We start from the raw sequence: 24,429 nt of genomic DNA, 5'->3' as shown, positions 1-24,429 counted from the left end.
TGGCGACCCTTCCGACGAACGCTCGCGGACCACCGTCCGCGCGCTGCCGTGCGCCCGTTCCATCGCACTCGACGGAGTCACCATGCCCGCAAGACGCTCCCTGCCCGAGAACCCGGTGCTGCACCGCCGTACCCTGCTCGCCGGTCTGCTAGGCGCCGCCGCGACCGGACTGACCGGCTGCGCGGGCGACGCCGCCCGGGCCGGACTCGACGCCGCGGCGCCGCTGCCGTCCACCGTGCCGCCCGACGCCGAACTCGTGATCGCCATCCACGCCACCCATGTCGCGTTGCGGGCCTCCGGGCAGCTCGGCAAGCTGCCGTTCCGGGTCCGGGACTGGCCCAACCTCACCGCCGGACCGGACGTCATCCAGGGCTTTCGGGCCCGCTCCATCGACCTGGCGTCCAACGCCGGCATCCCGCCGATCCAGGCCCGGGCCATCGACGTGGACGCCCGGATCGTCGCGGTGCAGACCAAGAAGACGCCGATCTACCAGTTCGCCACCGCGCCCGGCGCGCCCATCGCCGGCCTCGGCGACCTGCGCGGCAAGAAGATCGGCTTCTCCCAGGGACAGGCACAGGGCCTGGTGGTGCTGCGCACCCTGAAGGAACAGGGCCTCACCCCGAAGGACGTCCAGCTGGTCACGTTGAGCAGCACCAAGTTCCTGGTGGCGTTGCAGAGCAGGCAGATCGACGTCGCCCCGCTGGGCGAACCCACCTTGACCAAATACATCAAGGAGTACGGCCGGGACGGCGCCCGGGCGATCCCGATGAACGCCGTGGACTACCTGACCATCCTCTGGGCACCGGGCGAGGTGCTGGCCGACGCGGACAAGGTCGCCGCGGTACGCGCGTTCATCCCGTACTGGGCGCAGTCGAAGGTGTGGTCGCACGAGCACAAGGCCGAGTGGATCGACGCCTACTACGTCAAGGACCAGGGCGTCACCAAGGCCGACGGGGAACGCATCCTCGCCGTCGAGGACCAGCCCCGCTTCCCGCGCAACTGGGACAAGGCGCAGGCCTGGCAGCAGGAGTCCGCGGACCTGCTGGTGGCCGGCGGGTTCATCAAGCCGATCCAGGCCGCCGACCTGTTCGACCGCCGATTCGAGACCATCGCCGCGGACGCCGTCCCGGCCGCCTACCGGGAGTGAGCGATGACCGCACAGACCCTCCCCGAGACCGTCGCCGCGCCCCGCCCGGCGCCCCCGTCGATCCGGCCGCGCCGCCGCCTGGCGCCCGGAAAGCCACTGCCCTACGGGCGGTTGCTCGGCCCGCTGCTGCTGCTCGGGCTCTGGGCGCTCGCCTCCGCCGCCGCCTGGCTGGACCCGCGGCTGGTCTCCGCACCGTGGACCGTGGTGCAGACCGCCGGTGAACTGCTCGCCAACGGCCAGCTATCCGAACACCTCGGCGCCTCGGTGCAGCGGGCACTGTCCGGATTCGTCATCGGCGGCCTGGTCGGAGTCGTCCTCGCGGTGATCGCCGGCCTCAGCCGGATCGGCGCCGCACTGATCGACGGCCCGGTCCAGATCAAGCGCGCCATCCCGACCATCGCGCTGGCACCGCTGCTCATCCTGCTGCTCGGCATCAACGAGAGCTTCAAGGTCGTGCTCATCGCGGCCGGCGTCGCCACCAGCATCTACGTGCCGTTCCACGCCGCCCTCGTGGGCATCGACAACCGGTACGTGGAGCTCGCCGAGGTGCAGAACTACCGCCGTCGGGAGTTCCTGCGGCACGTCGTGTTCCCCGGCGCGCTGCCCGGGCTCTTCGTCGGCCTGCGGCTCAGCGTCACGGTGTCCTGGCTGCTGCTGGCCACGGTGGAACAGATCAACGCGCTCAGCGGCATCGGCTACATGATGGGCCAGGCCCAGCTGTACGCGCAGACCGACATCATCCTGCTCGGACTGGCGCTCTACGCCATTCTCGGCTTCACCTCCGACACCGTGGTCCGGCTCGTCGAACGGAGGGTGCTGGCATGGCGCCGCACACTGAACAGCTGACCCGGGCCGGAGCCCGGATCGTCGGACTGACCCGCCGGTTCGGCGACCACGTCGTCCTGGACCGCCTCGACCTGGACATCGTCCCGGGCGAGTTCGTGGCGCTGCTCGGGCGCAGCGGGTCCGGCAAGAGCACGCTGCTGCGGGCGCTGGCCCGGCTCGACTACGACGTCGAGGGCGACGGGGAGTTCGAGATCCCGCCGAACGTCTCCGTGGTGTTCCAGGACTCCCGGCTGCTGCCCTGGCGCCGGGTGCTGGACAACGTGATCCTCGGCCTGCGCGTCCCGGACGCCCGCCGGCGCGGGGAGCAGGCGCTGGCCGAGGTCGGCCTGGCCGGGCGGGAACGGGCCTGGCCGAACCAGCTCTCCGGCGGCGAACAGCAGCGGGTGGCCCTGGCCCGGTCCCTGGTCGGTGAGCCGCAGCTGCTGCTCGCGGACGAGCCGTTCGGCGCGCTCGACGCGCTGACCCGGATCCGCATGCACGGTCTGCTGCAGGACCTCTGCCGCCGGCACCGGCCCGCCGTCCTGCTGGTCACCCACGACGTGGACGAGGCGGTCAAGCTCGCCGACCGGACCGTCGTCCTCGACGCCGGCCGGATCAGGACCGAACTCCGCCGCGGCGACCACCCCGACGCCCACGCCCGTGCCCTGCTTCTCGACGCCCTCGGAGTGACCACATGACCCTGCACCTCAACGCGTTCCTGATGACCGTCGGGCACCACGAGGCGGCCTGGCGGCTGCCGGAGAGCGACCCGTTCGCGCACACCGACATCCGGCACTACCAGCACCTCGCGCGGACCGCCGAACGAGGCAAGCTGGACTCGCTGTTCCTCGCCGACAGCCCCGTGCTGTGGAACTCGATCGGCCGCCGCCCGGCCGGCGGCCTGGAACCGACCGTGCTGCTGACCGCGCTGGCCGGGGTGACCGAGCACGTCGGACTCATCGCCACCGCGTCGACCACCTACAACGAGCCGTACAACCTGGCCCGGCGGTTCGCCTCGCTGGACCACATCTCCGGCGGGCGGGCCGGCTGGAACGTGGTCACCACCGCCGGGCTGGACGCCGCCCGCAACTTCAACCTGGATGAGTTGCCGGCGCACGCCGAACGTTACGAGCGGGCCGCTGAATTCCTCGACGTCGCGGCGAAGCTCTGGGACAGCTGGGAGGACGACGCTGCCCTGGGCGACAAGGAGGCCGGCGTCTGGGGCGACGACACGAAGGTCCACCCGCCGCGGCACGTGGGCAAGCACTTCCGGGTCGCCGGGGCGCTCAACGTGCCCCGCTCACCGCAGGGGCATCCGCTCATCGTGCAGGCCGGCTCGTCCGAGGACGGCAAGCGGCTCGCCGCCCGGTACGCCGAGGCGGTGTTCACCGCCCAGCAGTCGCTCGCCGACGCGCAGGCGTTCTACGCCGACCTGAAGCGGCGGACCCTGGCCGAGGGACGGGACCCGGACACCATCAAGATCCTGCCCGGAATCGTCCCGGCGATCGGCTCCACCGAGCGTGAGGCGCTGGCGCTGGAGGAGGAACTGGACCGGCTCATCCGCCCCGAGTACGCCCTGCGCCAGCTCGCCCAGACGCTCCGGGTCGAGCCCGGCGACCTGCGCCTCGACCGGGAACTGCCGGCCGACCTGCCGAGCGAGGACGAGATCGAGGGCGCGAAGAGCCGCTACACCCTGATCGTGGAGCTGGCCCGGCGGGAGGGGCTGACGGTGCGCCAGCTGATCGGCCGGCTCGGCGGCGGGCGCGGGCACCGCACCTTCGCGGGTACGCCGGAACAGGTCGCGGACGCCATCCAGCAGTGGCACGAGCAGGGCGCCGCGGACGGATTCAACATCATGGCGCCGGTCCTGCCGTCCGGGCTGGAGCTGTTCGTCGACCACGTGGTGCCGATCCTGCAACGGCGCGGGCTGTTCCGCACCGAGTACACCGGCCGGACGCTGCGCGACAACTACGGACTCGCCCGCCCCGCCGCCAAGGTCCCGGCGTAACCACCCACCTGAGGAGCACACCATGGTCGAGTACCGGCCGTTCGGCCGTACCGGTGTCGAGGTCAGCAATCTGACCCTGGGCGCGATGAACTTCGGCGCCCGCGGCAACCCGGACCACCAGGACGGCATCCGCATCATCCACCGCGCCCTCGACGAGGGCATCAACGTCGTCGACACCGCCGACGTGTATTCACAGGGCGAGAGCGAGGAGATCGTCGGCAAGGCGCTGCAGGGCCGGCGCGACGACGTCTTCCTCGCCACCAAGGTGCACGGCCAGATCGGCGAGGGGCGGCTCACCCGGGGCAACTCCCGGCGCTGGATCACCGCCGCCGTCGAGCACAGCCTGCGCCGGCTGCGGACCGACTGGATCGACCTCTACCAGGTGCACCGGCCGGAGCCCGGCACCGACTTCGACGACACCCTCGGTGCGCTCTCCGACCTGGTCCGCCAGGGCAAGATCCGCTATTTGGGTACGTCCACGTTCGAGCCGTCGGCCATCGTGGAGGGACAGTGGACCGCCGAGCGGCGCGGCCGGGAACGCGTGGTCAGCGAGCAACCGCCGTACTCGATCCTGGCCCGCGGCATCGAACGCGAGGTGCTGCCGGTGGCCGCCCGCTACGGCCTGGCCGTCATACCGTGGAGCCCGCTCGCCGGCGGCTACCTCTCCGGGCAGTACCACCCCGGCCTGACCGCCCCGATCTCCCGGCGCGCCGAGCGGTTCCCGGCCCGTTACGACCCGACCCGCCCGGAGAACGCCACCAAGCTGGCCGCCGTCGACCAGCTCGGCAGGCTCGCCGACGAGGCCGGTCTCTCGCTGATCCACCTGGCGCTGGCGTTCGTGCTCGCCCACCCGGCGGTCACCTCCGCGATCATCGGCCCGCGCACGCTCGACCACCTCGAGTCGCAACTGGGCGCGGCGAAGCTGACGCTCCCGCCGGACGTGCTGGACCGGATCGACGAGATCGTCCCGCCCGGCACCACGCTCAACCCGGCCGACGCCGGATACCAGCCGCCGTCGATCACCGACCCGTCGGCCCGCCGCCGCTGACCGCTGATCCCTCCCCTCGGAACGGAGTTGTCCCGATGCCCCTGCGTTCGCTTCCGCGGCGCCCGCTCGCCCTCGGCCTGACCGCCACGACCGTCGCGGCCCTGGTGCTCGGCGCGCCGGCCGCCGCCGCGCCGCCCGCCGCAGATCCGGTGCTCGAGTGGTACGACGCCACCGCCGCGGCGATCGCGGCCGGCGGTGCACCCACCCAGGTCACCAACAGCCGTACCTGGGCGATCGGCTGGCTGGCCGCGGCCCGCGCGCTGCGCACCGGCGAGCCCGGCCGGTCCTGGCAGAACGCCGCGCTGGCCGGCGCCGTGCACCAGACGCTGGTCACCCTGGTGCCCGGACAGGCCGCCGCGGCGGACACCACGCTCGCCGCCAGCCTGTCCCGCATCCCGGACGGTCCGGCGAAGGAGCGCGGCGTGGTGGCCGGTCGCTCGGCGGCCGACGCCCTGATCGCCGAACGGGCCGGCGACGGCCTGGACCCGGCCGCCGTCAACACGCCGTTCCCGGTGCCGGCGCCCGCCCCCGGGGTGTGGCAGCCCACCCCGCCCGGTCACGCCGCGGCCACCCAGTACGGCAACCGGGTCGCCCGGCCGTTCGCACTGGACCGGCCCGACCAGTACCGGCCGGGCCCGCCGCCCGCGGTCGGCTCGGCCCGCTACCGCGCCGACCTGGCGGAGGTACGCGCCTACGGCGGCGCGACCAGCACCGCGCGGACGGCGGCGCAGACCGACACCGCCACGTTCTGGCTCGGCTCGTCGCTGACCCTGTACACCGGCATTCTGCGGGCCGCCGTGGCACCGTCCCGCGCCCGGCTCGCCGACCGGGTCCGGCTGGTGGCGGTCTTCCACGTCGCCCTGGTCGACACGCAGATCGCCACCGCCGACGCCAAGTACGCGTACCAGCGCTGGCGCCCGGTGACGGCGATCCGCACCGGCGACCTCGACCCGGACCCGGAGTGGCTGCCGCTGCACACCACGCCGGCCCACCCGGACTATCCGAGCGGGCACAACACCTACTCCGGGGCGGCCGAGGGCGTCCTGACCGCGCTGGTCGGCCGGCGGTCGGCGCAGCCGTACACGATCTCCAGCCCGAGCGCGCCCGGCGTCACCCGCACCTACACCGACTGGCACCGGCCCAGCCGGGAGAACGTCGACGCCCGGGTGTGGTCCGGCATCCACACCCGCAACGCCGACGAGGCCGGCATCCGGCTCGGCCTCGACGTCGCCGCGCACACCGTCCGCGAGGCGCCGGGACTGCTGCACTGACCCGGTCGGTTTACCCCGATCGGGTACGGATGGGCCGTGGGACCGATCTGCCTTGCCCACGGCCTGTCCGGTCGGCTGCACTCCTCACCATGAAGCCTTTATGTTCTGCTCTGACCGGTTTGCGCGCCGCGGCGACCCGCTCGGGTGCCGCCCGAACCTCGCTGGGTGCCGCCCAAACCTCGCTGGGTGCCGCCCGAACCCCACTGGGTGCCGCCCGAACCCCACTGGGTGCCGCCCGAACCCCACTGGGTGCCGCCCGGACCAGGCTGGGTGCCGCCTTGACCGGCGCCGCGTGTGCCGCTGTTCTTGCCGTTGCGGGCCCGGCCGCCGCCGCGCCTCCGCCGGGCCACGTGGAACTGCACTACGCCGGCGGGCTGACCGCCGGCCTGGTCGCCGACAGCAGCGGCAACGAGTTGCACGGGACGGTCAGTACCGGTGGCGGCGGCACCGTCACCTCGGTGCCCGGCCCGGACGGCGACCCCTTCCTCCGCTTCCCCGGCGGCCACTGCACCACCGTCCCGTGCCCGCAGGCCATCATCCAGCCGACCCGCACCGTCACGCTGGTGCCGGGCGAGGGACGGTTCGTGTTCGGCGCCGACATCCGGCTCACCGAGCCGCCGTCTCCGGACGCCGGGATGAACGTGTTCCAGTACGGTGCCGCGGGCGCCGGCCTGAGCCAGTGGAAGCTGCAGGTCGACTACGGTCGTCCGTCGTGCCGCTGGGCGGACGGCACCCGGGCCGTCCTGCTGCCGGCCGGCGCGGACGACTTCCAGTTCACCGTCGGACGGTGGTACCGGGTCACCTGCATCCGCCTGTCACCGGTGCTGTTCCAGATCCGGGTCGACGACCGGGAGACCGGCCGCCAGGTGCTGCCGCCGGCCCAGCAGACCGGCCCGCTGGACGACATCCTGCCCAGCGGCGCCGTGGTGATCGGCGGCAAGCGGATCCGGCCCGGTCAGGCCGACGTCGACACCGACCAGTTCCACGGCGACCTCGACACCATCGAGTTCGGCCGGCGCCTCCTGCCCGCCGACGGCTGACCGGCGCCTCAGGCGGCCGCGGACGGCGAGCCCTCCCCCGGCGCCGGCCGCCGGCCGCTCCACTGCGACTCCGGCACGGCGACCGCGACGGCGTGCGACGGCAGCCGGTACTGCAGGGTGTCGCGGACGTTCTTCTGCACCGCGACCGCGGCGAACAGGGACAGAGCGAAGGCCAGACCGTAGAAGCCCTTCTCGCTGAGCAGCATGCCGCTGTTCCACAGGCCGACCACCAGCATCAGCACCGCCAGCGCGACCACCGCCCAGGACAGCCCCAGATACAACGCGGACACCGGGAGGGACTCGGCCCGGTCCCGTACCGACTTCTGCAGGGACACCGCGGCGAACAGCCCCAGCACCAGCACCGCGGCGTAGAACCCCTTCTCGCTCTTGGTCATCGTGGCGTTCCAGAGCCCGACCGAGTAGGCGATCACGCCGAGGAACAGCGCCGCCCAGGAAGCGCCGACGAAGGCGGCGGTGGGCTTGGCGGGGGACGGCGGTTGAGGGGCCACGGCGATCTCCGAAGGGGTGCGGACGGTCGGCCCTCGTGCGCTCGCCTCTGGGCCGTTGACCTGCACCAGCCTGCGCGCGCCGCACACGATAAGCCTGAGTAGCGGTACTTATCGGCGGTAGGTAGGCCCTCCTGAGCAGACGACGATGCCCCGGCACACGGCCGGGGCATCGTCGTCGTCTCACACGGTCAGGTCGCCCGGCTCGGGCTGCGCGACGTCCCGCAGGTGCCGGTTGTGCCGCGGCTCCTGCTTGGTCTTCGAGTCGTTCAACCGCCGCCGCAGATCGTCCCGCACGTCCATGACCGCCGCGTGCAGATCCTCCTCGCTGGAGGTGGTGACGATCTTCTCGCGCCCGCCGATCCAGCACTCCAGGGTGACCTTCTGGCCGCGCGCCTCGCGATCCTTCACGGAGATCTCCAGCTCGGTGGCATCGGCGTGGAACGAGGCCAGCCGCGCGTCCAGGGTGCCGAACTGCTCAGTGATCCAGTTGCGGTCGCCCTGGGAGAAGCCGGCACCCATGCGCAGGCACTCCTCGACGGTAGCCGGGTTGGCGACGGCACTCATAAGACCTCCTCGATACGGCAAAACCGGACGGATCTCCTGTACCCAGGTGACCGTTTTCAAATCCCGGCCGATCGCGTCGACGCCGCGCCGGCAATTCCGATTGACGGCCGCGGGAGGATGCCGATGTGCGCGCTTTTCAAGATCTTGTCGACGAGGCCGCCGCCGCGGACGTGTCCGGATGGTCGTTCGACTGGCTCGACGGCTGCGCCACCGAGCTGCAGATGGTGGACCTGCGCACGTACGCACGGGGTCTTCGTGGCCCACTCCACCCGGACCCTGATCGAGGCCAGGCGCGCACCCGGCGGGCCGTCATGACGTCACCGCGGCTCAGGCGGGCCGTCATGACCTCACCGCTGTTCCGGCGGCCGTCATGACGTCACCGCGGTTCCGGACCGGCGGCGCGGAGGACGCCGACCGGATCGCCGCACTGCACGCCGACAGCTGGCGCCGGCACTACCGGGGCGCCTACGCCGACTCGTACCTGAACGGCGACGTCGCGGCCGACCGGCAGGCGGTCTGGTCGGCGCGCCTCGCCACGCCGGCCGGCACGGAGACCATCCTCGCCGAGCACGACGGCCGGCTGGTGGGCTTCATCCACGTCCGGTTCGACGACGACCCGGAACACGGCAGCCTCGTGGACAATCTGCACGTCGTCCACGATCTGCACCGGACCGGAGTCGGCACGCGGCTGCTGGGCCGCGCCGCCCGCGCCGCCGCGGAACGGGCCACCCACGACGGGATGTACCTGTGGGTGCTGCAGCAGAACACCGCGGCGCAACGGTTCTACCGCGCGGCCGGGGCCGTCGCCGGAGAGACGGCCACGGTGTCGGCGCCCGGCGGGGACCCGAGCAAGCTGACCGGCCATCCCCGCAAGCTGCGCATGATGTGGCCGGACGCCGCGGCGCTGAGCCGTCTCGCCGCCCACCCCTGATCCCGGTCGCCCGCCCACCCGACCCGGGTGTTCCACCGGATCATCCCGGCCGCGCCTTCACGATCGCCGGCCGTGTCATTTTTCGGATCCTCGATAGATCGGACTTGGTCCAGTTTGGACTTAAGAGTCGGAAGCAACGATGGACGCTCCCTTATCCGGGTTTTCCCCGTACCCATTCTGGCGCGTGTTGTTATTCGCAGGAATGACATCGCCACTATAGGGGAGGGTGACTGTGTCATATCGACGCACCATGTCCGCGTTCTCCGTGACCGCCTTGACCGCGGCCCTGCTGACCGTGCTCGCACCGCCGGCACCAGCGGCGGCAGTGGTTCTGCCGGCCGGCTTCCGCGAGCAGACCGTCCTTACCGGACTCAATCAGCCGATGAACCTCGAATTCGCACCGGACGGGCGAATCTTCGTGGCGGAGAAGGCCGGCCGGATCAAGGTCTTCGACTCGATCGCCGATCCGACGCCGACGCTTTTCGCCGACCTGTCGGCGAATGTGCACAACCAGAATGACCGCGGGCTGCTCGGCCTTGCGCTGCATCCCGATTTTCCCACCCAACCGTCCGTTTATGTGCTTTACACGTACGATGCCCCGCCGGGTCAGGTGGCACCGGTGTGGAACGACAACTGCAGCGCGGTCGGCGGCGCGAACGGCGGGCGGTGCATCGTCACCGGCCGGCTGTCGGTGCTGCAGGCGGCCGGCGATGTCATGACCGGCACCGAGCAGGTGCTGCTGCACGACTGGTGCCAGCAGTATCCGTCGCACTCGATCGGCGACCTGCACTTCGGCGCGGACGGCATGCTGTACGCCAGTTCCGGCGACGGCGCCAGCTACAACGTCGTCGACTACGGCCAGTTGGGCTCGCCGATCAACCCGTGTGCCGACCCGCCCGGCGGCACGATGACGCCGCCCACCGCGGAGGGCGGCGCGCTGCGGTCCCAGGACGTCCGCACGCCGGCCGACGCGGCGGGGCTGGACGGGACGATCCTGCGGCTGGACCCGCTCACCGGGGCGGCCGCGCCGGACAACCCGGCGATCGGCGCGGCGGACCAGAACGCCCGCCGGATCGTGGCGTACGGCCTGCGGAACCCGTACCGGTTCGCGATGCGGCCGGGTACGAGCGAGGTGTGGATCGGTGACGTCGGGTGGAACACCTGGGAGGAACTCAACCGCCTGACCAGCCCCACCGCGGGGCTGACCAACTTCGGCTGGCCGTGTTTCGAGGGCGCGCCCCGGCAGGGCGGGTACGACGGCGCCAACGTGAACCTCTGCGAGAGCCTCTACACCGGGGGCGGGCAGACCGCGCCGCACTACGCGTACCAGCATTCGAGCACCGTGGTCGCCGGCGAGACCTGCCCGACCGGCGGGTCCAGCACGTCCGGGGTGGCGTTCTATCCGACCGCCGGCGGTGACTATCCGGCGGCGTACCAGGGTGCGGTGTTCTTCGCGGACTACACCCGCGACTGCATCTGGGCGATGCAGCCGGCCGCGCCCGGCGGGGTGCCGGTCGCGGCGAACCGGCTCACCTTCGCGGCCGCGGCGGCGAACCCGGTGGATCTGGCCATCGGGCCGGGCGGCGACCTGTACTACGTCGACGCCGCCGGCACCGTCCGGCGAATCCGGTACTTCGCGGGCAACCAGCCGCCGACCGCGGTGCTGGTCGCCTCGCCCACCACCGGCGCGGCGCCGCTGACGGTCTCGTTCGACGCCCGGTCGTCCACCGACCCGGACCCGGCCGACCAGGGCCTGCTCCGCTACGAGTGGGACTTCACCGACGACGGCACGGTGGACGCGCGCACGCCCACCGCGACCCACACCTATCCGGCCGGCGGACCGTACACGGCGCGGCTGCGGGTGCTGGACACGCTGGATGTGGCCGACACCCAGACGGTCGCGATCCAGTCCGACAACAGCCCGCCGGACGCGGTCGTGGACAGCCCGGCGGCCGGTTCCACGTTCGCCGTGGGTGAGACGTTGACCTTCGCCGGGCACGCCACCGACCCGGACGAGGGCGCGCTGCCCGCCTCCGCGTTGCGCTGGCGGTTGCTCCAGTATCACTGCTACACGCTGGACAACTGCCACGTGCACACGGTGCAGGAGTGGAACGGGGTGGCCGGGGCGTCGTTCCCGGCGCCGGACCACGAGTACCCGTCCTATCTGGAGTTGTCGCTGACCGCCACCGACTCCGGCGGGCTGTCGGCCACCACCACCCGGCGCATCGATCCGCGTACCGTCGACCTGACGTTCGCCAGCAGTCCGGCCGGGCTGCAGGTGGCGGTGGGCAGCACGGTGCAGACCACGCCGTTCACCCGGACCGTCATCCAGGGCTCGGAGAACACGGTCAGTGGCGTCACCCCGCAGACCGCGGGCGGCACCACGTACGTCTTCGCCGGTTGGTCCGACGGCGGCGCGCAGACCCACGTCATCACCGCGCCGGCGACGCCGCAGACGTACACGGCGACGTTCGTGCCGGAGCGGCTGCCGCAGTCGCAGATGCGGGTGCGGTCGGTCGACAGCGCGGAGACCGCGGGCCAGAACGGCCGGGGGACCAACGTGCTGGACGGCAACCGGACCACCATGTGGCACACCCAGTGGCAAGCGGCCGATCCGCCGCCACCGCACGAGATCCAGCTCGACCTGGGTGCCGCCCAGGCCGTGACCGGCCTGTACTACCTGCCCCGGCAGGACATGCCGAACGGCCGGATCGCCCGCTACGAGGTGTACGTCTCCGCCGACGGGACCGCGTGGGGCAGTCCGGTGGCCACCGGCACCTGGGTCAACAGCACGGCCGAGCAGTCCGCCACGTTCCCCGCGAAGACCGGCCGGTACGTCCGGCTGCGGGCACTGTCCGAGGTGAACGGACGGGCCTGGACGTCGGCGGCGGAACTCAACGTGGCGGTCGCGCCCCGGACCCGGTGAACCCGACCCCGGCCGAGCGTCGCCACCAGGGGGAATAGCCAGCGCCGGAGCCTGGTGGCATGCTTGGCCGGGGAGAACCCGGAGGTGCATGGTGAGTGGATCACCGCAGCAGGACGGGCCCGGTGACGGTCCCACCGCCGTGCGGATCCTGGTGGGTGCCCAGCTGCGGCGCCTGCGCGAGGAACGTGGGCTGACCCGGGCCGAGGCCGGCGAGCCGATCCGGGCCTCCGAGTCCAAGATCAGCCGCATGGAGCTGGGCCGGGTCGGCTTCAAGGAACGCGACGTCGCGGACCTGTTGTCGCTCTACGGCGTCCACGACGAGGGGGAACGGGCCGCCCTGCTGGCCCGCGTCCGGGAGGCCAACGAGTCCGGCTGGTGGCGTTCGTACCGCGACGTCACGCCGAACTGGTTCCACCGGTACCTGGGCCTGGAGGCGACGGCGACGCTGATCCGCACCTACGAGGTGCAGTTCGTGCCGGGGCTGCTGCAGACCGAGGATTACGCCCGGGCGGTGGTGCGCCTCGGCCACGGCAGCGCGGACGAGGTGGCACGCCGGGTCCGGCTGCGCCTGGAGCGGCAGCAACTGCTCACCCGCCCGGACCCGCCGAAGCTGTGGGCGGTGGTGGACGAGGCCGCGCTCCGCCGGCCGGTCGGCGGCCCGCGGGTGATGCGGGACCAGCTCGAGTCGCTGATCGGCATCGTCACCAAGATGCCGAACGTCCAGCTGCAGGTGGTCCCGCTGGCCGCCGGGGGCCACGCCGCGGCGGGCGGTTCCTTCACCATCCTTCGTTTCCCGCACTCCGAACTGCCCGACCTGGTCTACGTCGAGCAACTGACCAGCGCGTTGTACATGGACAGAGGCGAGGACGTGGACGCCTACTTCGACGCGGTGAACCGCCTCTTCGTGGACGCGGCACCGCCGAGGGAGACCGTGCACATCCTGGATCGGATCATCGGTGAGTTCTCATGAGTGACGAACCCACGCTCCCCGTCAAGATTGATTCGACCGTTCCGCAGACCGCCCGGGTGTGGAACTACTGGCTGGGCGGCAAGGACAACTACGCCGTCGACCGGGCTCTGGGTGACGAGATCGCGAAGGCGTACCCGATCATCGTGGAGATCGCCCGCGCCGACCGCGCCGTCCTGAAGCGGGCCGTGCGCTACCTGGCCGGCGAGGCCGGCGTCCGGCAGTTCCTGGACATCGGCACCGGCCTGCCCACCGCCGACAACACGCACGAGGTGGCCCAGGCGGTGGCCCCGGAGGCCCGGATCGTGTACGTCGACTACGACCCCCTCGTGCTCGCCCACGCCCGGGCGTTGCTGACCAGCTGCCCGGAGGGCGCCACCGACTACATCGACGCGGACATCCGGGACACCGAAACGGTGTTGCGGGAGGCCGCGCGCACGCTCGACATGACCCGGCCGGTCGCGCTCATGCTGTCCGGGATCCTCGCCCACCTGCCTACCGCGGAGGAGGCCCGGGCCATCGTCCGGCGGATCATGGACGCCCTGCCCTCGGGCAGTTATCTGGTGGTCTGCGACGGCACCGACACCAACCCGGAACTCAACGACGTCATGCGGATCTGGAACGAGTCGGCCAACCCGCCGTACGCGATGCGCAGCCCGGCGGAGATCGCCGGCTACTTCGACGGCCTGGAACTGACTCCGCCGGGGCTGGTGGACGTCACCCGGTGGCGGCCGGATCCGGACCCGGCCGGTCCCGCCAAGCCGTTGCACAACCTCGTCGGCGTCGCCCGAAAGCCGTGACGACCGCCGGGAAAACCGGCGGCCGGCCACGTTCGGGGTAATCCCTTTGGACGATCTGGATACCGTGGAATCGCAATTCCGCACATCCGGATCGACCAACGGAATGGACCCGCATGAATGGCGGTTCGCTACACTTGCCGGCGCGCATGCGCACCGCGGTGGCGTTCGCCGCGCTGCTCGCCCTGATCCTGGTGGCGGCGTGCGAGAAGGTCACCAAGGACGCGCCCACCTCCGTCGAGGACCTGCTGGCGGCGGCCGGGCTGCACGACGAGAATCGGCCACCCCGCCTGCGGATCGGGGTCTACACCTGGCAGCGGCCGATGGCGTACGTGGACCGCGGCGAGCACCGTGGGTTCGACGTCGACATCGCCCGGTACATCGCGCGCAACCTCGGATACGACGGCGACGACAAGATCGAATGGGTGTCCATCAACAACGTCGCGGACCGCGTCAAGGTGCTCCAGCAGAATACCGTCGATCTCGTGGTGGCCAGTTTCTCCATCACCACCGAGAAGAAGAAATACATCGACTTCGCCGGCCCCTACCTCATCACCGAACAGAGCGTGCTGATTCCGACGGCGCAGAAGAATGCGATCACGACGATCGCGGACCTGAAGAATCCCGAGCATCAGGTGTGCACCGCCACCGGCTCGACGTCCGAGGCGCTGCTGGCCCAGCGGAAGATCCCGTACATCCCGCTGGACAGTGATCTGCTCTGCTTCCAGGGACTGCGGAAGGGCACGTTCCACGCGATGAGCACGGACCGGACGATCCTGTCCGGATTCGCCGGTCAGGCGCCGGGGCGGTTCGCGTTGCTGGACCTGAAGCTGGCCACCGCCACGAACCCCGGCACCGAGCGGCTCGGCGTCGGCGTGTCCCGGGACAACCCGGCGCTGCGGCAGCTGGTCGACTACTTCCTGCACCGCAGCTTCCTGGACCAGCGGCGCGGGCTGTCGACGGAGTGGCAGCGGGCCTACCGGGAGCACCTGACGGACCTCGGCCCGGCCACCCAGCCGCGCCCGGAGCAGGTGCCCGAGCTGGTCGACTTCGACTCGAAGTCGCCGGCCCGGTGACGGCGACCGCCGAGGCGCCGGACACCGCGGCCAGGTCCGAACCGGAACCGCGCCCCGGCAGCGGTCAGCTGTTCTGGACCGTGGTGGTGGCGGTGCCGGCCGCGCTGTCGCTCCTGCGGCTGTGGATCGAGGCCGGCGGTCAGCTCCAGACCACGTTGATGATCGTGTCGAACGTCAACCCGGGCAACCTCTTCGCGGCGGTCCTGCTCATCGGCACCCGTACCGTCACCATGGCCCTGCTGGCCGTGCTGGCCCTCGGCGGCCTGCTGGCGCTGAGCGCGACCGCCGCCGAGCAGGCCGGGCGGCCGTTCCGGCGCCGGCCGCTGTTCGCCCGGTGCGCCGACGCCACGGAGTTGTGGCTGCTCGTCGCGATCGCCGCGCTGGCGGCCATGACGTGGCCGATCCTCTATCTGCCGCTGCTGCTGCCGGCCCTGGTGATGGCCGGCCAGGCGACCGCGCCGTACCGCGGGCTGCAACCCTGGGAGCGGCGGGCGACGCTGGCCGCCCTCCTCGCCGCCTACGCCGCGGTGACCTGGCCGACGGTCACCGAGGCGTGGCGCCAGGCGGAACCCGTCGTCGTACTCCTGCTGGTCGTCCCGCCGCTGCTGACACCGCTGGTGAGCGGGCCGGTCCCCCGGCCGGTCGTCCGGGTCCTGGCCGGCGCCGCCCAGCCGGCGGTGCTCCTGCTGGGTGCCTGGGCGCTGCTGCCGCTGATGGCCGTGCCGGTGCTGCCGCTCACCGCCACCACCGTGCGGGAGGGTACGGCGCCGCCGGTCACCGTTCTCGGCTACGTGATCGACTCCGACGACGAGCTGACCGCGATCCTGCAGGAGCACGGGGGCCTCCGGTACGTGCACAACGACGAGATCACCGCCCGGGTGCTGTGCCCGTCCCCGGACGAGTTGCCGGTGTACCGGATCCGGGTGCACCAGCTGCACGTCGAGGACTCCCTGCTGGAGGCGTGGGGGCGGCAGCGACGTCCGGTCAGCGTCACCGACGCCGTCTGCCGGGGCGGCCGGTCGCCGGACCGGACGTCGCTGTGACCGGTCGCGGTCAGCCGAGGACCACGGTGCGCATCACCTTGTCGGCGAGCGTCTGGCGCTTGGCCGTCCAGAGCGGGAACAGGTAGCCGAGGTAGAAGATGAGGTCGTCCAGGATGTGCGCGAGGTCCCGCAGGAACGCCCGGCCGGGGCCGATCGGCTGCTCGGTGCGCTCGGCCACCAGCCGGATGCGGACCACCCTGCGGCCCCAGCTCTGCCCGGTGCGCCCGGCCAGCCACCACCGGTTGTAGCCGTTCGCGGCGATGCCGACGAGCAGCGCCGCGAGGTAGGCGACGTCGCTCCCGGTCGCCCGTTCGGCGAGCATGGCGACCAGGTAGAAAGGCAGGATCACCACCCCGTCGATGAGGTACGCGGCAACGCGGCTGTACCAGTTCGCGAAAGGCATCTGAACTCCCGGGGCGTCGTTTTCGTGGACCGGGAGAAGCGTGACAGCCGGGGCCCGGGCGGCGCGTCGGCGCGGGGACGGACGTGCCGGGTGCCGGGGGTGACTCCTTTGCCGGACAGCGCGTACCCGAAAGTCGTCACCGGCTCAGCGGTAGAGCTTCTCCTTGGTGACCAAGGCGCCGTCCCGGAAGCAGAACCGGTAGATCAGTTCCCTCTCGGAGTCCGACTCGAGCTGCGCCTGCAGCGACGCCGAGTAGTCCACGCAGGTCGTGTCCGGCGGCGGCGCAGGGTCGCCGGTCACCGCGGAGCCGGGGTCGGGCAGCGCCTTGCGCACCTCGGGTTCGCTCGCTCCGATGCGCAGCGCGTCGAACCGCTCCGGGTCGACGGAGGTGTCCGGCAGGGTGGCGATCACCACCACCGCCGCCACGCAGATCCCGAGGACGGCGACGACCGTGCCGGTCAATGCGATCAACGCGATCCTGGAGCGCCGGGCCGAACGGCGCACGAGCAGCTCGAAGTCGCCGGCCACGTCGGTACCAGGGACGGGACCGGGCACGGCCAGTTGGTCCGGTCCGGCGCCGCCCTCGGACGCGGGCACCTGGTACGGCAACATCGCGGCCAGCCGGAACCCGCGGTCCGGCGTCGCACCGTGGTAGAGCACCCCACCGGCGAGCCGGACCCGTTCGCCCAGCCCGATCAGTCCCTGACCCGAGGTCGGTGCGCCGTGCGGCGCACCGGGCCCGTTGAGCACCTCCACGACCAGCGTGTCCGGCTCGTACCGCAGCGAGACCTCGATGGACCCGCCGCGGGCGTGCCGGAGCGCGTTGGTCATCCCCTCCTGGATCACGCGGTACGCGGCGTGCTCGATCAGCGGCGGCAACGGCCGCTCGGTGCCGCTGCGGGTCAGCGTGGAGGACGCACCGGCGGACCGGGCCGCGTCCGCCAGGCCGTCCAGGTTGCTCAACGGCTGGGCGGCCCCGACCTCGTCGGCGTCGCCGTCCTGGCGCAGGATGCCGAGGCTCTGCCGCAGGTCCGCCATCGCGGAGGCGGCCGTGGTGCGCAGCAAGGTGATCGTCTCGTCCCGTTGCGGCCCGGTCGCCGAGTTCAGCGTGCCGGCGTACAGCGAGATCAGGGTGAGCTGGTGTCCGAGCGAATCGTGCAGGTCGCGGGCGATCCGGGTCCGTTCCCGGGTGCGGGCCTGACGGGCCACCTCCTCCTGCTGGTCGTGCAGCTGCACGTTGCGCCAGTGCATGGCGCGAACCACCCGGCGGCGCTTGCCGACCGCCCACCCGGCCGCGGCCGGGAACAGAAAGAACCACACGAAACCGGCGGCACCCAGCACCTGCCCGGTGACGTCGCGCATCTCCGGGCTCTGCAGCAGTGCCAGCTGCCAGAGCGCGAACGTCACCAGGAAGGCCAGCAGCGTACGGCCCAGGTGCCGCATCCGGTAGCCGGCCGAGACGCTCAGCACGAACAGCAGGCCGCCGCCGCCGTCACCGGTCACGACGCCGGCGAGCGCCGCCGCGACCAGGGTACTCAGCGGGTACACCAGCCGCAGCGGGGTGCAGATCAGGGCGGCCAAGACGGCCACCGGCACGACCACGGCCGTCGGCAGCACGGTCTCCGAGGTGGCGCCGAACAGCGCGGCGGTGCCGGCCAGCACCAGGGCCAGGGCGATCTCGTACGTCAACCGCAGCCTGCCGGTGGCCCGGATCGCCGCCCACCAGCGTCGGGCCGGGGCACGGATCACTGTCGTCATGACCTACTCGCTGATCGGGAACAATGCACCAGCCTTACAGACCCGCCGCCGGGGGCACACCGGCGTCAGGGTGATCCGGAAGCGTCGCCGGTACAACTTTCGTCGCATGCACGCTCCGCACCGGGCGACGGTGATCACTACAGTCGGGGCATGACCGAACCCATTCGCGTGCTGATCGCGGACGACGACCGGTTGGTGCGCGCCGGCATCGGCCTGATCCTGCAGCCGCTCGCGGACGTCGAGATCGTCGCCGAGGCGACGAACGGGCGGGAGGCGGTGGACCTGACGGTCCGGCACCGGCCGCAGGTGGTCCTGCTCGACATCCGGATGCCGGTGATGGACGGGCTGGCGGCACTGCGCGAGATCCGGACGCTGGCGCCCGATTCGGCCGTCCTGGTGCTGACCACGTTCGGCGAGGCGGAGTACGTCGCGGAGGCGCTCGCGGCCGGCGCGGCCGGCTTCCTGCTCAAGGACTCGGCCGTGGACGAGCTGGCCCGGGCGGTCCGCGCGGCCGCCGCCGGCGAGGCGTTCCTGACCCCGTCGATCACCCGGCAGCTGCTCGACCAGTTGCCCACCGCGCACACCTCCCAGGCCACCGACGCCGGCCAGCGGCTGGCCGTGCTGAGCGAGCGGGAGCGCGAGGTGCTCATCCTGATCGCGCAGGGCCTGTCCAACGTCGCCATCAGCGAACAGTTGTGGATCACCGAGGGCACGGTCAAGACCCACGTCAGCCGGATCTTCACGAAGCTGGACTGCGAGAACCGGGTGCAGGCGGCGCTGCTGGTGCACCGCGCGGGGCTGCTCGGCTGATCTCCGGGTGGACGAGCGGCCGGGTGTCGGGCTACCGTCTTGTTAATCGATTAACGGGACGGAGGTGAGTGCCATGCCGCGCCCCACGCTCAGGTCGGTGGCGAACGCGGCCGGCGTGTCCACGGCCGCGGTGTCCTACGCGTTCAACCGGCCGGACCGGCTCTCCGCCCAGGTCCGCACGCAGATCCTCGCCGAGGCACGGCGGCAGGGCTACTCCGGCCCGGACGCGGCGGGGCGATCGCTGCGCACCGGGCGGGCCGGCGCGATCGGCGTCATCTTCACCGTCGGGCTCTCCTACGCGTTCTCCGACCCGTACGTGCTGGCGATGCTCGGCGGCCTCGCCGAGGTCACCGAACGCACCCGGACCGGCCTGGTGCTGATCCCGTTCGACCTCGGCACCGCCGGCCTCGACGACGACGCCCGCCGGCAGTCGCTGGACGCGGTGCACCGCGCGGTGATCGACGGCGCGGTGGCCGACGGACTCGGCGACGGCCATCCCGCCGTCCGGGTGCTGGCGGACCGGAAGATCCCGATCGTCCAGTCCGCCGAGACGACCGCCGGACGGTGCGTGGTGACCGACGACCGCGCGGCCGGCCGGGACATCGGCGCGCACCTCGCGGGCCTCGGCCACACCGACGTCACGGTCGTGGTGGCCAGCCCGGCGGAGCCCGGCGTACCGGTGCCGGACGTCGACGAGGGCACGCTCTATCCGTACTCGACACTGCGCCTGACCGGCATCCGCGAGGGCCTCGGCGGGACCGCCCGGATCCGGGTGGTGAGCGGCGGCCGCAACGCGCCGGAATCCGGCCGGGTGGCCGCCGACCTCGCGCTCGCCGGCCCGGGCCGGCCCACCGCCATCGCGGCGGACAGCGACGTGCTGGCGTCCGGGGTGCTGGACCGCCTGCGGGCGCACCGGCTGCGGCCCGGAACGGACGTCTCGGTGACCGGCTTCGACGACGCGCCCCTGGCCGCACCGGCCGGGCTGACCACCGTCCGCCAGCCGATGCGGGACAAGGGCCGGCTGATGGGCCGCATGCTGCTCGACCCCGCCTACACCGAGACCCGGGTGGTCCTGCCGACCGAACTGATCGTCCGCTCCACCACCGGACCCGCCCGCCTACCGGAAAGGACATCGTGATGTCGAACCACTCCCCGGTCGCACCGGACCAGTGGCACGCCGACCGGCTAGACCTCCCGGCCTACCTGCGACGCGTCGGCCTCGACGAACCGCCGGCCGCGACCGCCCGTACGCTGGCCGCCCTGCACCGCGCGCACCTGGCCGCGATCCCGTTCGAGAACCTGGACGTCATCCTGGGCCGGGGCGTCGCCGTCGACCTCGACGCCGTGCAGGACAAGTTGGTCGCCCGGCGCCGGGGCGGCTACTGCTACGAACACGCCACGCTGTTCGCCGCGGTCCTCGACCGGCTGGGCTTCCGGGTGGACCGGCTGCTGGCCCGCACCGGTGAGCCGCTGGAACATCCGCGTCCCCGCGGGCACATGGTGCTGAAGGTGGCGGTGGGCGGCGAACGGTGGCTCGCGGACGTCGGCTTCGGCTCCGGGCTGCTCGCCCCGCTGCCACTGGCCGCCACCGGGCCGCACCGCCAGGGCGCCTGGACGTACGAACTCGTGCGCGGACCGGACTCGGCGTGGCGGCTGCGCGAGCACGACGGCGCCGAGTGGACCACGATTCAGACGTTCACCGAGGAACCGCAGTACTTCGTGGACATCGACGGTGCCAACTACCAGACCTCCACCCACCCGAACTCGCCGTTCGTGCAGCGGCCGGTGGTGGTGCGCAAGGACGACACCTCGGTACGCCGGCTGATCGGCCGCGAGTTCAGCGTCGACCGGCCCGGCCACCCGGCGCAGCGGCGAACCCTCACCGACCGGGAGTACGCCGACGGGCTGCGCGCCGAGCTGGGCACCGCCCTGTCCGCCGACGAGATCGCCGCGCTGGTCGCCGCGACGGCCACCACCCCGGACCGGGAGGCCGCGCGATGAGCGGCACCTTCGCGCTGGCGGTGATCATCGGCCCAGCACGGCCGCGTTGACCGCCACCACCTCGGCGCCCAGGTCCGGGATCATGACCACCTCGACGCCGGCCGCGCGCAGCGTCTCGACCCCGACGCAGTGCACGAAGACCGGCGGCTCGCGCAACGCCAGCACCACCCGGGTGAGCCCGGCCGCGACGATCAGCTCGGCGCAGGTACGCGGGCCGGACCGGCGGGCGCTGCACGGCTCCATCGACGTGTACATGGTGGCACCGGACAGGTCGGTCCCGGTGCCGGCCAGCTTCGCCAGCGCCGACTCCTCCGCGTGCACGAACGGCATACCCTCGCGCGAGTAGCCGCGCGACACCTCGGCGCCGTCCGCGGCCACCACGATCGCGCCCACCGCATAGGCGGCGGTGCTCGACGGGCACCGCCGGGACAGCTCGATCGCCGTGCGCAGCCAGCGCCGGTCCTCCTCGGAATCCACGATTCTCCCCCGTTCGGTGTCAATCTCCGTCGTCGGCGCGGGGGGCGGCGACCGCTCAATCCGCTGTGGAGGGTCGCCAGGTGCGGCTGCTGAGCACCACCCGGTATCCGTCCGGATCGGCGATCGTGACTCCCCACCGGTCCCAGTAGGGGTTGTGCGCGGGAACCACCGCGCCGCCGTGCGCCACCGTCCGCCGTACCAGGTCCTCCGGAACCGGCCGTCCGAGGTAGACGACGAGCAGGTCCTCCGGCGTCGGTGCGGGCTCCACCACGTCCGCCGCGCCGGCGGTCAGCTCCAGGTGCCAGAATCCGCCGGCGGGGCCGACCATCAGCAGATCACGCTCGCCCAGCGCCGCGTCGCCGTCCGCGCGGTACAGCAACTCCAGGCCCAGCCCTCGGACGTAGAAGTCCGCGCTGTCGTCCAGGTCGCGCACCGGGCGGGCAATACGTATCGGCAGATGCGGCTCGATCATGACGGCATCCTATGGCGGCACGGTGCGCCCCTTCGGGACGCGGGAACGCGCCGGCAGGGCCTGGGCCAGGACCGCGAACACCGCGAACGCGGCCGCCCAGGCGAACCAGCCGGCGTCCCCGGCGGCCGGGCCGAGCGTCACCAGCGGCGGCCCGACCACCTTTTCGCTGCCCGCACCGGGCCGTGTTCGGACCTCCCCGCGGCGCCGTCGCCGCACCGCCGATCACGGGCAAGTGACAAGCACCCGACCCTGATCGCTTTAAGTATCAACACCGTGCCATTCTGTGAGGCGTGCAAAGGGCCGAGTCCTCCCCCATCCGGGTTGCGGTTGTGCAGGACGCGCCGTTGTACCGCGGCGCGCTGGCGGCCGCGTTCCGCAGCGAGGGCGACCTCGAGGTGATCGCCGAGGTTCCGGTGTGGCAGGAGGTCGTCGCCCTGCCGGTGGCGCCGGACCTGACGGTGCTCGATCTGGACGGGGCCGGCGACGACCCGCTGGTGGCCGCGTCCGCGATCCGCCGGGCCGTACCCGGCACCCGGGTGTTGATCCTGCTCGCCGCCGACCGGCACGACGTGCTCGCCGGGCTCGGTCCGGACGACATGGACAAGGTGGGGTTCGTGACCAAACGCGCCTCGCTGGACCACCTGCTGTCGGCCCTGCGCAGCCTGGTCAACGGCAACGCGGTGATCGACCCCGAGCTGGTGGCCTCGCTACTGGTCCAGCCGGAGAACCCGCTGACCGGCCGGGAGCGGGAGGTGCTCGCCCTGACCGCTCAGGGCATGCCGACCGACGAGGTCGCCCGGAAGCTGAACCTGTCGGCCGGCACGGTGCGCAACTGCCTGAGCCGGATCACCGCCAAGACCGGGGCGGACAGCCGGGTCGACGCGATCAACCGGGCCCGCCGGGCCGGCTGGCTCTGACGCCGCGTGCCAGTACCCGGTCATCTCCCGGTAGCGCGGGCTGGTGATCTGCAGCGAGTGGTGGTCGCCGAGCATCGGGCGGTCGCCGTCGAGCAGTAGCACCCGTGACGCCCGCATCGCCGAACTGATCCGGTGCGCGATCACCACCAGCGTGCCCCGCGCGGCGAAGGCCAGCTCGACCCGCTCCTCGGCGGCCGGGTCGAGATGGCAGGTCGCCTCGTCCAGCACGGCCACCGGCGCCGGCGCCAGGTAGGCGCGGACCAGGGTGAGCAGCTGACGCTGCCCGGCCGACAGGTCGCCGGGCCGCAGCGGGGCGTCCAGGCCGCCGAGCCGGGCCAGCAACGGGTCGGCGCCGAGCAGCCCGGCCGCGGCCCGCAGCTGCCGATCGGTCGCCTCCGGGTTCAGGTAGCGCAGGTTCTCCGCCACGGTGCCCGGGAAGACGTACGCCTCCTGCGGGATCAGCACCCGGCACCGGGCCCGGGTGGCGGGATCGAGATCCTCGACGGAGATGTCCCCGACCAGCACCGCGCCGCTGTCCGGCTGGAGCGTGCCGCAGAGCAGGCCGGCGAACGTGGACTTGCCGGCGCCACTGGGCCCGACCACGACGAGGTGGTCGCCGCGGGTGATGGTGAGGCTGAAGTCGTGCAGCACCGGGTGGGCCGCGGCGCCGTAGCGGAACGTCACCCGCCGCAGAACGAGCGGGGCGTGCCGCGGCGGTACGGCCACCCGCCGCCCGGACGTCGCCGGAGCGGCGATCCGGTGTCCCACCCGGCGCAGCAGGCGGTCCAAGGTGATCACGAACCGCAGGCCGGCGCTGCCCACGGTCTGCACGAACAGCTCCAAGGTGGGCACCAGCACCTGCGCCAGGTAGGTCAGGACACCGATCAGCGCACCGGTGCTGAGGCCGTTGCCGGTGATCCAGCCGGCCCCGGCCAGGACCGCGATCAGCGGCAGCCACCCGCCGACGACCACGGTGAGCGAGCGGATCGCGGCCAGCCGGGCCAGGGCCCGCTCGGCCCGGGCCTGCGCGGCGATCGACTCGTCGACGAAGCCGGCGGCGCGTTCCCCGGCGCGGCAGGCGGCCACGTCCCGGGTGGCGGCGGCCACCGCGGCGGTACGGTCCGCGAGCTGCTCCCCGGCGGCCAGATGGTTTCGTTGCCACCGCACCGCGAGCCGCAGCGCCAGGAGGAACAGCACCAGGCTGCCGAGCAGCGGCGGCGCCACCAGGAGCAGCAGCGGCGGGGCCAGCGACGCGGTGCCGATCAGCGCGGCCAGGACGGTCACCAGGAAACCCCGGGACACCAGGACCAGGCCGGCGAACGAGTCCCGTACCGTCTCGACCTGCTGGGTGAGCCGGGCCACCGCGCCGTCGTCGGACGGGGTCCCGCCGTGCCGGTCCGCGGAGTGCAGCGCGGCGGTGACCACCCGGCCGACCAGCT

General features: G+C 72.5%; 24 protein-coding genes and 2 pseudogenes. 18 read left to right on the top strand and 8 right to left on the bottom strand.

The genetic code is table 11. The annotated features are described in order from the left end of the window. Positions 1 to 82: 82 nt before the first annotated feature. The 7 genes from LDL48_RS31745 (at position 83) to LDL48_RS31715 (ending at position 7,339) form a co-directional block, all read left to right on the top strand. A complete protein-coding gene (locus tag LDL48_RS31745; RefSeq protein ID WP_225258813.1) occupies positions 83 to 1,147 on the top strand; it encodes an ABC transporter substrate-binding protein in 1,065 nt (354 codons plus the stop codon). A gap of 3 nt (positions 1,148 to 1,150) precedes the next feature. Then, positions 1,151 to 1,993 (top strand): ABC transporter permease, encoded by an 843-nt coding sequence (locus LDL48_RS31740; RefSeq protein WP_225258812.1) that lies wholly within the window; start codon positions 1,151 to 1,153, stop codon positions 1,991 to 1,993. Then, positions 1,969 to 2,670 (top strand): ABC transporter ATP-binding protein, encoded by a 702-nt coding sequence (locus LDL48_RS31735; protein WP_225258811.1) that lies wholly within the window; start codon positions 1,969 to 1,971, stop codon positions 2,668 to 2,670. The genes LDL48_RS31740 and LDL48_RS31735 overlap by 25 nt, the downstream gene beginning before the upstream one ends. Then, complete coding sequence (locus LDL48_RS31730; RefSeq protein ID WP_225258810.1) at positions 2,667 to 3,980, top strand: LLM class flavin-dependent oxidoreductase; 1,314 nt, start codon at positions 2,667 to 2,669, stop codon at positions 3,978 to 3,980. The genes LDL48_RS31735 and LDL48_RS31730 overlap by 4 nt, the downstream gene beginning before the upstream one ends. 22 nt (positions 3,981 to 4,002) lie before the next feature. Next, positions 4,003 to 5,028 (top strand): aldo/keto reductase, encoded by a 1,026-nt coding sequence (locus LDL48_RS31725; RefSeq protein WP_225258809.1) that lies wholly within the window; start codon positions 4,003 to 4,005, stop codon positions 5,026 to 5,028. Positions 5,029 to 5,063: 35 nt separating this feature from the next. Next, positions 5,064 to 6,299 carry a vanadium-dependent haloperoxidase gene (locus tag LDL48_RS31720; protein ID WP_225258808.1) on the top strand — a complete coding sequence of 412 codons (1,236 nt, stop codon included), beginning with the start codon at positions 5,064 to 5,066 and terminating at the stop codon, positions 6,297 to 6,299. A 350-nt stretch (positions 6,300 to 6,649) separates the two neighbouring features. Beyond that, positions 6,650 to 7,339 (top strand): hypothetical protein, encoded by a 690-nt coding sequence (locus tag LDL48_RS31715; RefSeq protein WP_225258807.1) that lies wholly within the window; start codon positions 6,650 to 6,652, stop codon positions 7,337 to 7,339. Positions 7,340 to 7,347: 8 nt separating this feature from the next. Here LDL48_RS31715 and yiaA read toward each other — a convergent pair whose 3' ends face one another. Next, positions 7,348 to 7,848 (bottom strand): inner membrane protein YiaA, encoded by a 501-nt coding sequence (gene yiaA / locus LDL48_RS31710; RefSeq protein ID WP_225258806.1) that lies wholly within the window; start codon positions 7,846 to 7,848, stop codon positions 7,348 to 7,350. A gap of 180 nt (positions 7,849 to 8,028) precedes the next feature. Beyond that, on the bottom strand, positions 8,029 to 8,412 hold the full coding sequence (locus tag LDL48_RS31705) for an HPF/RaiA family ribosome-associated protein (protein ID WP_225258805.1): 384 nt from the start codon (positions 8,410 to 8,412) through the stop codon (positions 8,029 to 8,031). Between the two features lie 125 nt (positions 8,413 to 8,537). Here LDL48_RS31705 and LDL48_RS31700 point away from each other — a divergent pair. From LDL48_RS31700 to LDL48_RS31670, 7 genes and pseudogenes are all read left to right on the top strand, one after another. After that, a pseudogene (locus tag LDL48_RS31700) lies at positions 8,538 to 8,627 on the top strand (SAM-dependent methyltransferase); the annotation flags it as partial. Positions 8,628 to 8,782: 155 nt separating this feature from the next. Continuing rightward, the gene (locus tag LDL48_RS31695; protein ID WP_225258804.1) at positions 8,783 to 9,343 is read left to right on the top strand and encodes a GNAT family N-acetyltransferase; all 561 of its coding nucleotides are present in this window, start codon (positions 8,783 to 8,785) and stop codon (positions 9,341 to 9,343) included. Positions 9,344 to 9,593: 250 nt separating this feature from the next. Continuing rightward, positions 9,594 to 12,269 (top strand): PQQ-dependent sugar dehydrogenase, encoded by a 2,676-nt coding sequence (locus tag LDL48_RS31690; protein ID WP_225258803.1) that lies wholly within the window; start codon positions 9,594 to 9,596, stop codon positions 12,267 to 12,269. Positions 12,270 to 12,360: 91 nt separating this feature from the next. Beyond that, positions 12,361 to 13,239, top strand: coding sequence for a Sco1979 family transcriptional regulator (locus LDL48_RS31685; RefSeq protein ID WP_225258802.1), 879 nt, complete (start codon positions 12,361 to 12,363; stop codon positions 13,237 to 13,239). Further along, positions 13,236 to 14,036: an SAM-dependent methyltransferase gene (locus LDL48_RS31680; protein WP_225258801.1), complete on the top strand. Its 801-nt coding sequence runs from the start codon at positions 13,236 to 13,238 to the stop codon at positions 14,034 to 14,036. The genes LDL48_RS31685 and LDL48_RS31680 overlap by 4 nt, the downstream gene beginning before the upstream one ends. A gap of 146 nt (positions 14,037 to 14,182) precedes the next feature. Beyond that, positions 14,183 to 15,109 carry a transporter substrate-binding domain-containing protein gene (locus LDL48_RS31675; protein ID WP_225258800.1) on the top strand — a complete coding sequence of 309 codons (927 nt, stop codon included), beginning with the start codon at positions 14,183 to 14,185 and terminating at the stop codon, positions 15,107 to 15,109. Beyond that, positions 15,106 to 16,152 (top strand): hypothetical protein, encoded by a 1,047-nt coding sequence (locus tag LDL48_RS31670; protein ID WP_225258799.1) that lies wholly within the window; start codon positions 15,106 to 15,108, stop codon positions 16,150 to 16,152. The genes LDL48_RS31675 and LDL48_RS31670 overlap by 4 nt, the downstream gene beginning before the upstream one ends. A gap of 10 nt (positions 16,153 to 16,162) precedes the next feature. Here the strand turns inward: LDL48_RS31670 and LDL48_RS31665 are convergent, their stop codons facing one another. Then, positions 16,163 to 16,555 (bottom strand): RDD family protein, encoded by a 393-nt coding sequence (locus LDL48_RS31665; protein ID WP_225258798.1) that lies wholly within the window; start codon positions 16,553 to 16,555, stop codon positions 16,163 to 16,165. 144 nt (positions 16,556 to 16,699) lie between these two features. Next, positions 16,700 to 18,313, bottom strand: coding sequence for a sensor histidine kinase (locus tag LDL48_RS31660; RefSeq protein WP_225258797.1), 1,614 nt, complete (start codon positions 18,311 to 18,313; stop codon positions 16,700 to 16,702). Between the two features lie 150 nt (positions 18,314 to 18,463). Here LDL48_RS31660 and LDL48_RS31655 point away from each other — a divergent pair, with 150 nt between their 5' ends. From LDL48_RS31655 to LDL48_RS31645, 3 genes are all read left to right on the top strand, one after another. Further along, positions 18,464 to 19,123 carry a response regulator transcription factor gene (locus tag LDL48_RS31655; RefSeq protein WP_225258796.1) on the top strand — a complete coding sequence of 220 codons (660 nt, stop codon included), beginning with the start codon at positions 18,464 to 18,466 and terminating at the stop codon, positions 19,121 to 19,123. Between the two features lie 73 nt (positions 19,124 to 19,196). Next, positions 19,197 to 20,261 carry a LacI family DNA-binding transcriptional regulator gene (locus LDL48_RS31650; protein ID WP_225258795.1) on the top strand — a complete coding sequence of 355 codons (1,065 nt, stop codon included), beginning with the start codon at positions 19,197 to 19,199 and terminating at the stop codon, positions 20,259 to 20,261. Next, positions 20,261 to 21,124 (top strand): arylamine N-acetyltransferase family protein, encoded by an 864-nt coding sequence (locus LDL48_RS31645; protein ID WP_225258794.1) that lies wholly within the window; start codon positions 20,261 to 20,263, stop codon positions 21,122 to 21,124. The genes LDL48_RS31650 and LDL48_RS31645 overlap by 1 nt, the downstream gene beginning before the upstream one ends. 24 nt (positions 21,125 to 21,148) lie before the next feature. On the opposite strand, the gene LDL48_RS31640 is transcribed toward LDL48_RS31645, so the two are convergent. The 3 genes from LDL48_RS31640 to LDL48_RS31630 are packed head-to-tail and all read right to left on the bottom strand — an operon-like array spanning position 21,149 to position 22,232. Further along, positions 21,149 to 21,601, bottom strand: a complete 453-nt coding sequence (locus LDL48_RS31640) for a deaminase (protein WP_372472223.1) — start codon at positions 21,599 to 21,601, stop codon at positions 21,149 to 21,151. Positions 21,602 to 21,656: 55 nt separating this feature from the next. Then, positions 21,657 to 22,073: a VOC family protein gene (locus LDL48_RS31635; protein ID WP_255629525.1), complete on the bottom strand. Its 417-nt coding sequence runs from the start codon at positions 22,071 to 22,073 to the stop codon at positions 21,657 to 21,659. Positions 22,074 to 22,082: 9 nt separating this feature from the next. Continuing rightward, complete coding sequence (locus tag LDL48_RS31630; protein WP_225258793.1) at positions 22,083 to 22,232, bottom strand: hypothetical protein; 150 nt, start codon at positions 22,230 to 22,232, stop codon at positions 22,083 to 22,085. A 131-nt stretch (positions 22,233 to 22,363) separates the two neighbouring features. Between LDL48_RS31630 and LDL48_RS44735 the strand changes: the two genes are divergently transcribed. Beyond that, positions 22,364 to 22,990 carry a response regulator transcription factor gene (locus LDL48_RS44735; RefSeq protein ID WP_225258792.1) on the top strand — a complete coding sequence of 209 codons (627 nt, stop codon included), beginning with the start codon at positions 22,364 to 22,366 and terminating at the stop codon, positions 22,988 to 22,990. Between the two features lie 222 nt (positions 22,991 to 23,212). Here LDL48_RS44735 and LDL48_RS31620 read toward each other — a convergent pair. Beyond that, positions 23,213 to 23,641 (bottom strand): annotated as a pseudogene (locus LDL48_RS31620) (ATP-binding cassette domain-containing protein); the annotation flags it as partial. Positions 23,642 to 24,429 lie beyond the last annotated feature (788 nt).

Origin of the sequence: Jidongwangia harbinensis, from assembly GCF_020216025.1 — a bacterium.
Taxonomy (GTDB): Bacteria; Actinomycetota; Actinomycetes; order Mycobacteriales; family Micromonosporaceae; genus Actinoplanes; species Actinoplanes harbinensis.
This window is presented reverse-complemented; position numbering and strand designations above follow the sequence as displayed.

What these genes read in the sequence shown, in the direction of transcription:
- LDL48_RS31745 (WP_225258813.1), top strand. Translation starts at nt 83, where the DNA reads ATGCCCGCAAGACGCTCCCTGCCCGAGAACCCGGTGCTGCACCGCCGT.
- LDL48_RS31740 (WP_225258812.1), top strand. Translation starts at nt 1,151, where the DNA reads ATGACCGCACAGACCCTCCCCGAGACCGTCGCCGCGCCCCGCCCGGCG.
- LDL48_RS31735 (WP_225258811.1), top strand. Translation starts at nt 1,969, where the DNA reads ATGGCGCCGCACACTGAACAGCTGACCCGGGCCGGAGCCCGGATCGTC.
- LDL48_RS31730 (WP_225258810.1), top strand. Translation starts at nt 2,667, where the DNA reads ATGACCCTGCACCTCAACGCGTTCCTGATGACCGTCGGGCACCACGAG.
- LDL48_RS31725 (WP_225258809.1), top strand. Translation starts at nt 4,003, where the DNA reads ATGGTCGAGTACCGGCCGTTCGGCCGTACCGGTGTCGAGGTCAGCAAT.
- LDL48_RS31720 (WP_225258808.1), top strand. Translation starts at nt 5,064, where the DNA reads ATGCCCCTGCGTTCGCTTCCGCGGCGCCCGCTCGCCCTCGGCCTGACC.
- LDL48_RS31705 (WP_225258805.1), bottom strand. Translation starts at nt 8,412, where the DNA reads ATGAGTGCCGTCGCCAACCCGGCTACCGTCGAGGAGTGCCTGCGCATG.
- LDL48_RS31695 (WP_225258804.1), top strand. Translation starts at nt 8,783, where the DNA reads ATGACGTCACCGCGGTTCCGGACCGGCGGCGCGGAGGACGCCGACCGG.
- LDL48_RS31690 (WP_225258803.1), top strand. Translation starts at nt 9,594, where the DNA reads ATGTCCGCGTTCTCCGTGACCGCCTTGACCGCGGCCCTGCTGACCGTG.
- LDL48_RS31680 (WP_225258801.1), top strand. Translation starts at nt 13,236, where the DNA reads ATGAGTGACGAACCCACGCTCCCCGTCAAGATTGATTCGACCGTTCCG.
- LDL48_RS31675 (WP_225258800.1), top strand. Translation starts at nt 14,183, where the DNA reads ATGCGCACCGCGGTGGCGTTCGCCGCGCTGCTCGCCCTGATCCTGGTG.
- LDL48_RS31665 (WP_225258798.1), bottom strand. Translation starts at nt 16,555, where the DNA reads ATGCCTTTCGCGAACTGGTACAGCCGCGTTGCCGCGTACCTCATCGAC.
- LDL48_RS31660 (WP_225258797.1), bottom strand. Translation starts at nt 18,313, where the DNA reads ATGACGACAGTGATCCGTGCCCCGGCCCGACGCTGGTGGGCGGCGATC.
- LDL48_RS31655 (WP_225258796.1), top strand. Translation starts at nt 18,464, where the DNA reads ATGACCGAACCCATTCGCGTGCTGATCGCGGACGACGACCGGTTGGTG.
- LDL48_RS31650 (WP_225258795.1), top strand. Translation starts at nt 19,197, where the DNA reads ATGCCGCGCCCCACGCTCAGGTCGGTGGCGAACGCGGCCGGCGTGTCC.
- LDL48_RS31645 (WP_225258794.1), top strand. Translation starts at nt 20,261, where the DNA reads ATGTCGAACCACTCCCCGGTCGCACCGGACCAGTGGCACGCCGACCGG.
- LDL48_RS31635 (WP_255629525.1), bottom strand. Translation starts at nt 22,073, where the DNA reads ATGATCGAGCCGCATCTGCCGATACGTATTGCCCGCCCGGTGCGCGAC.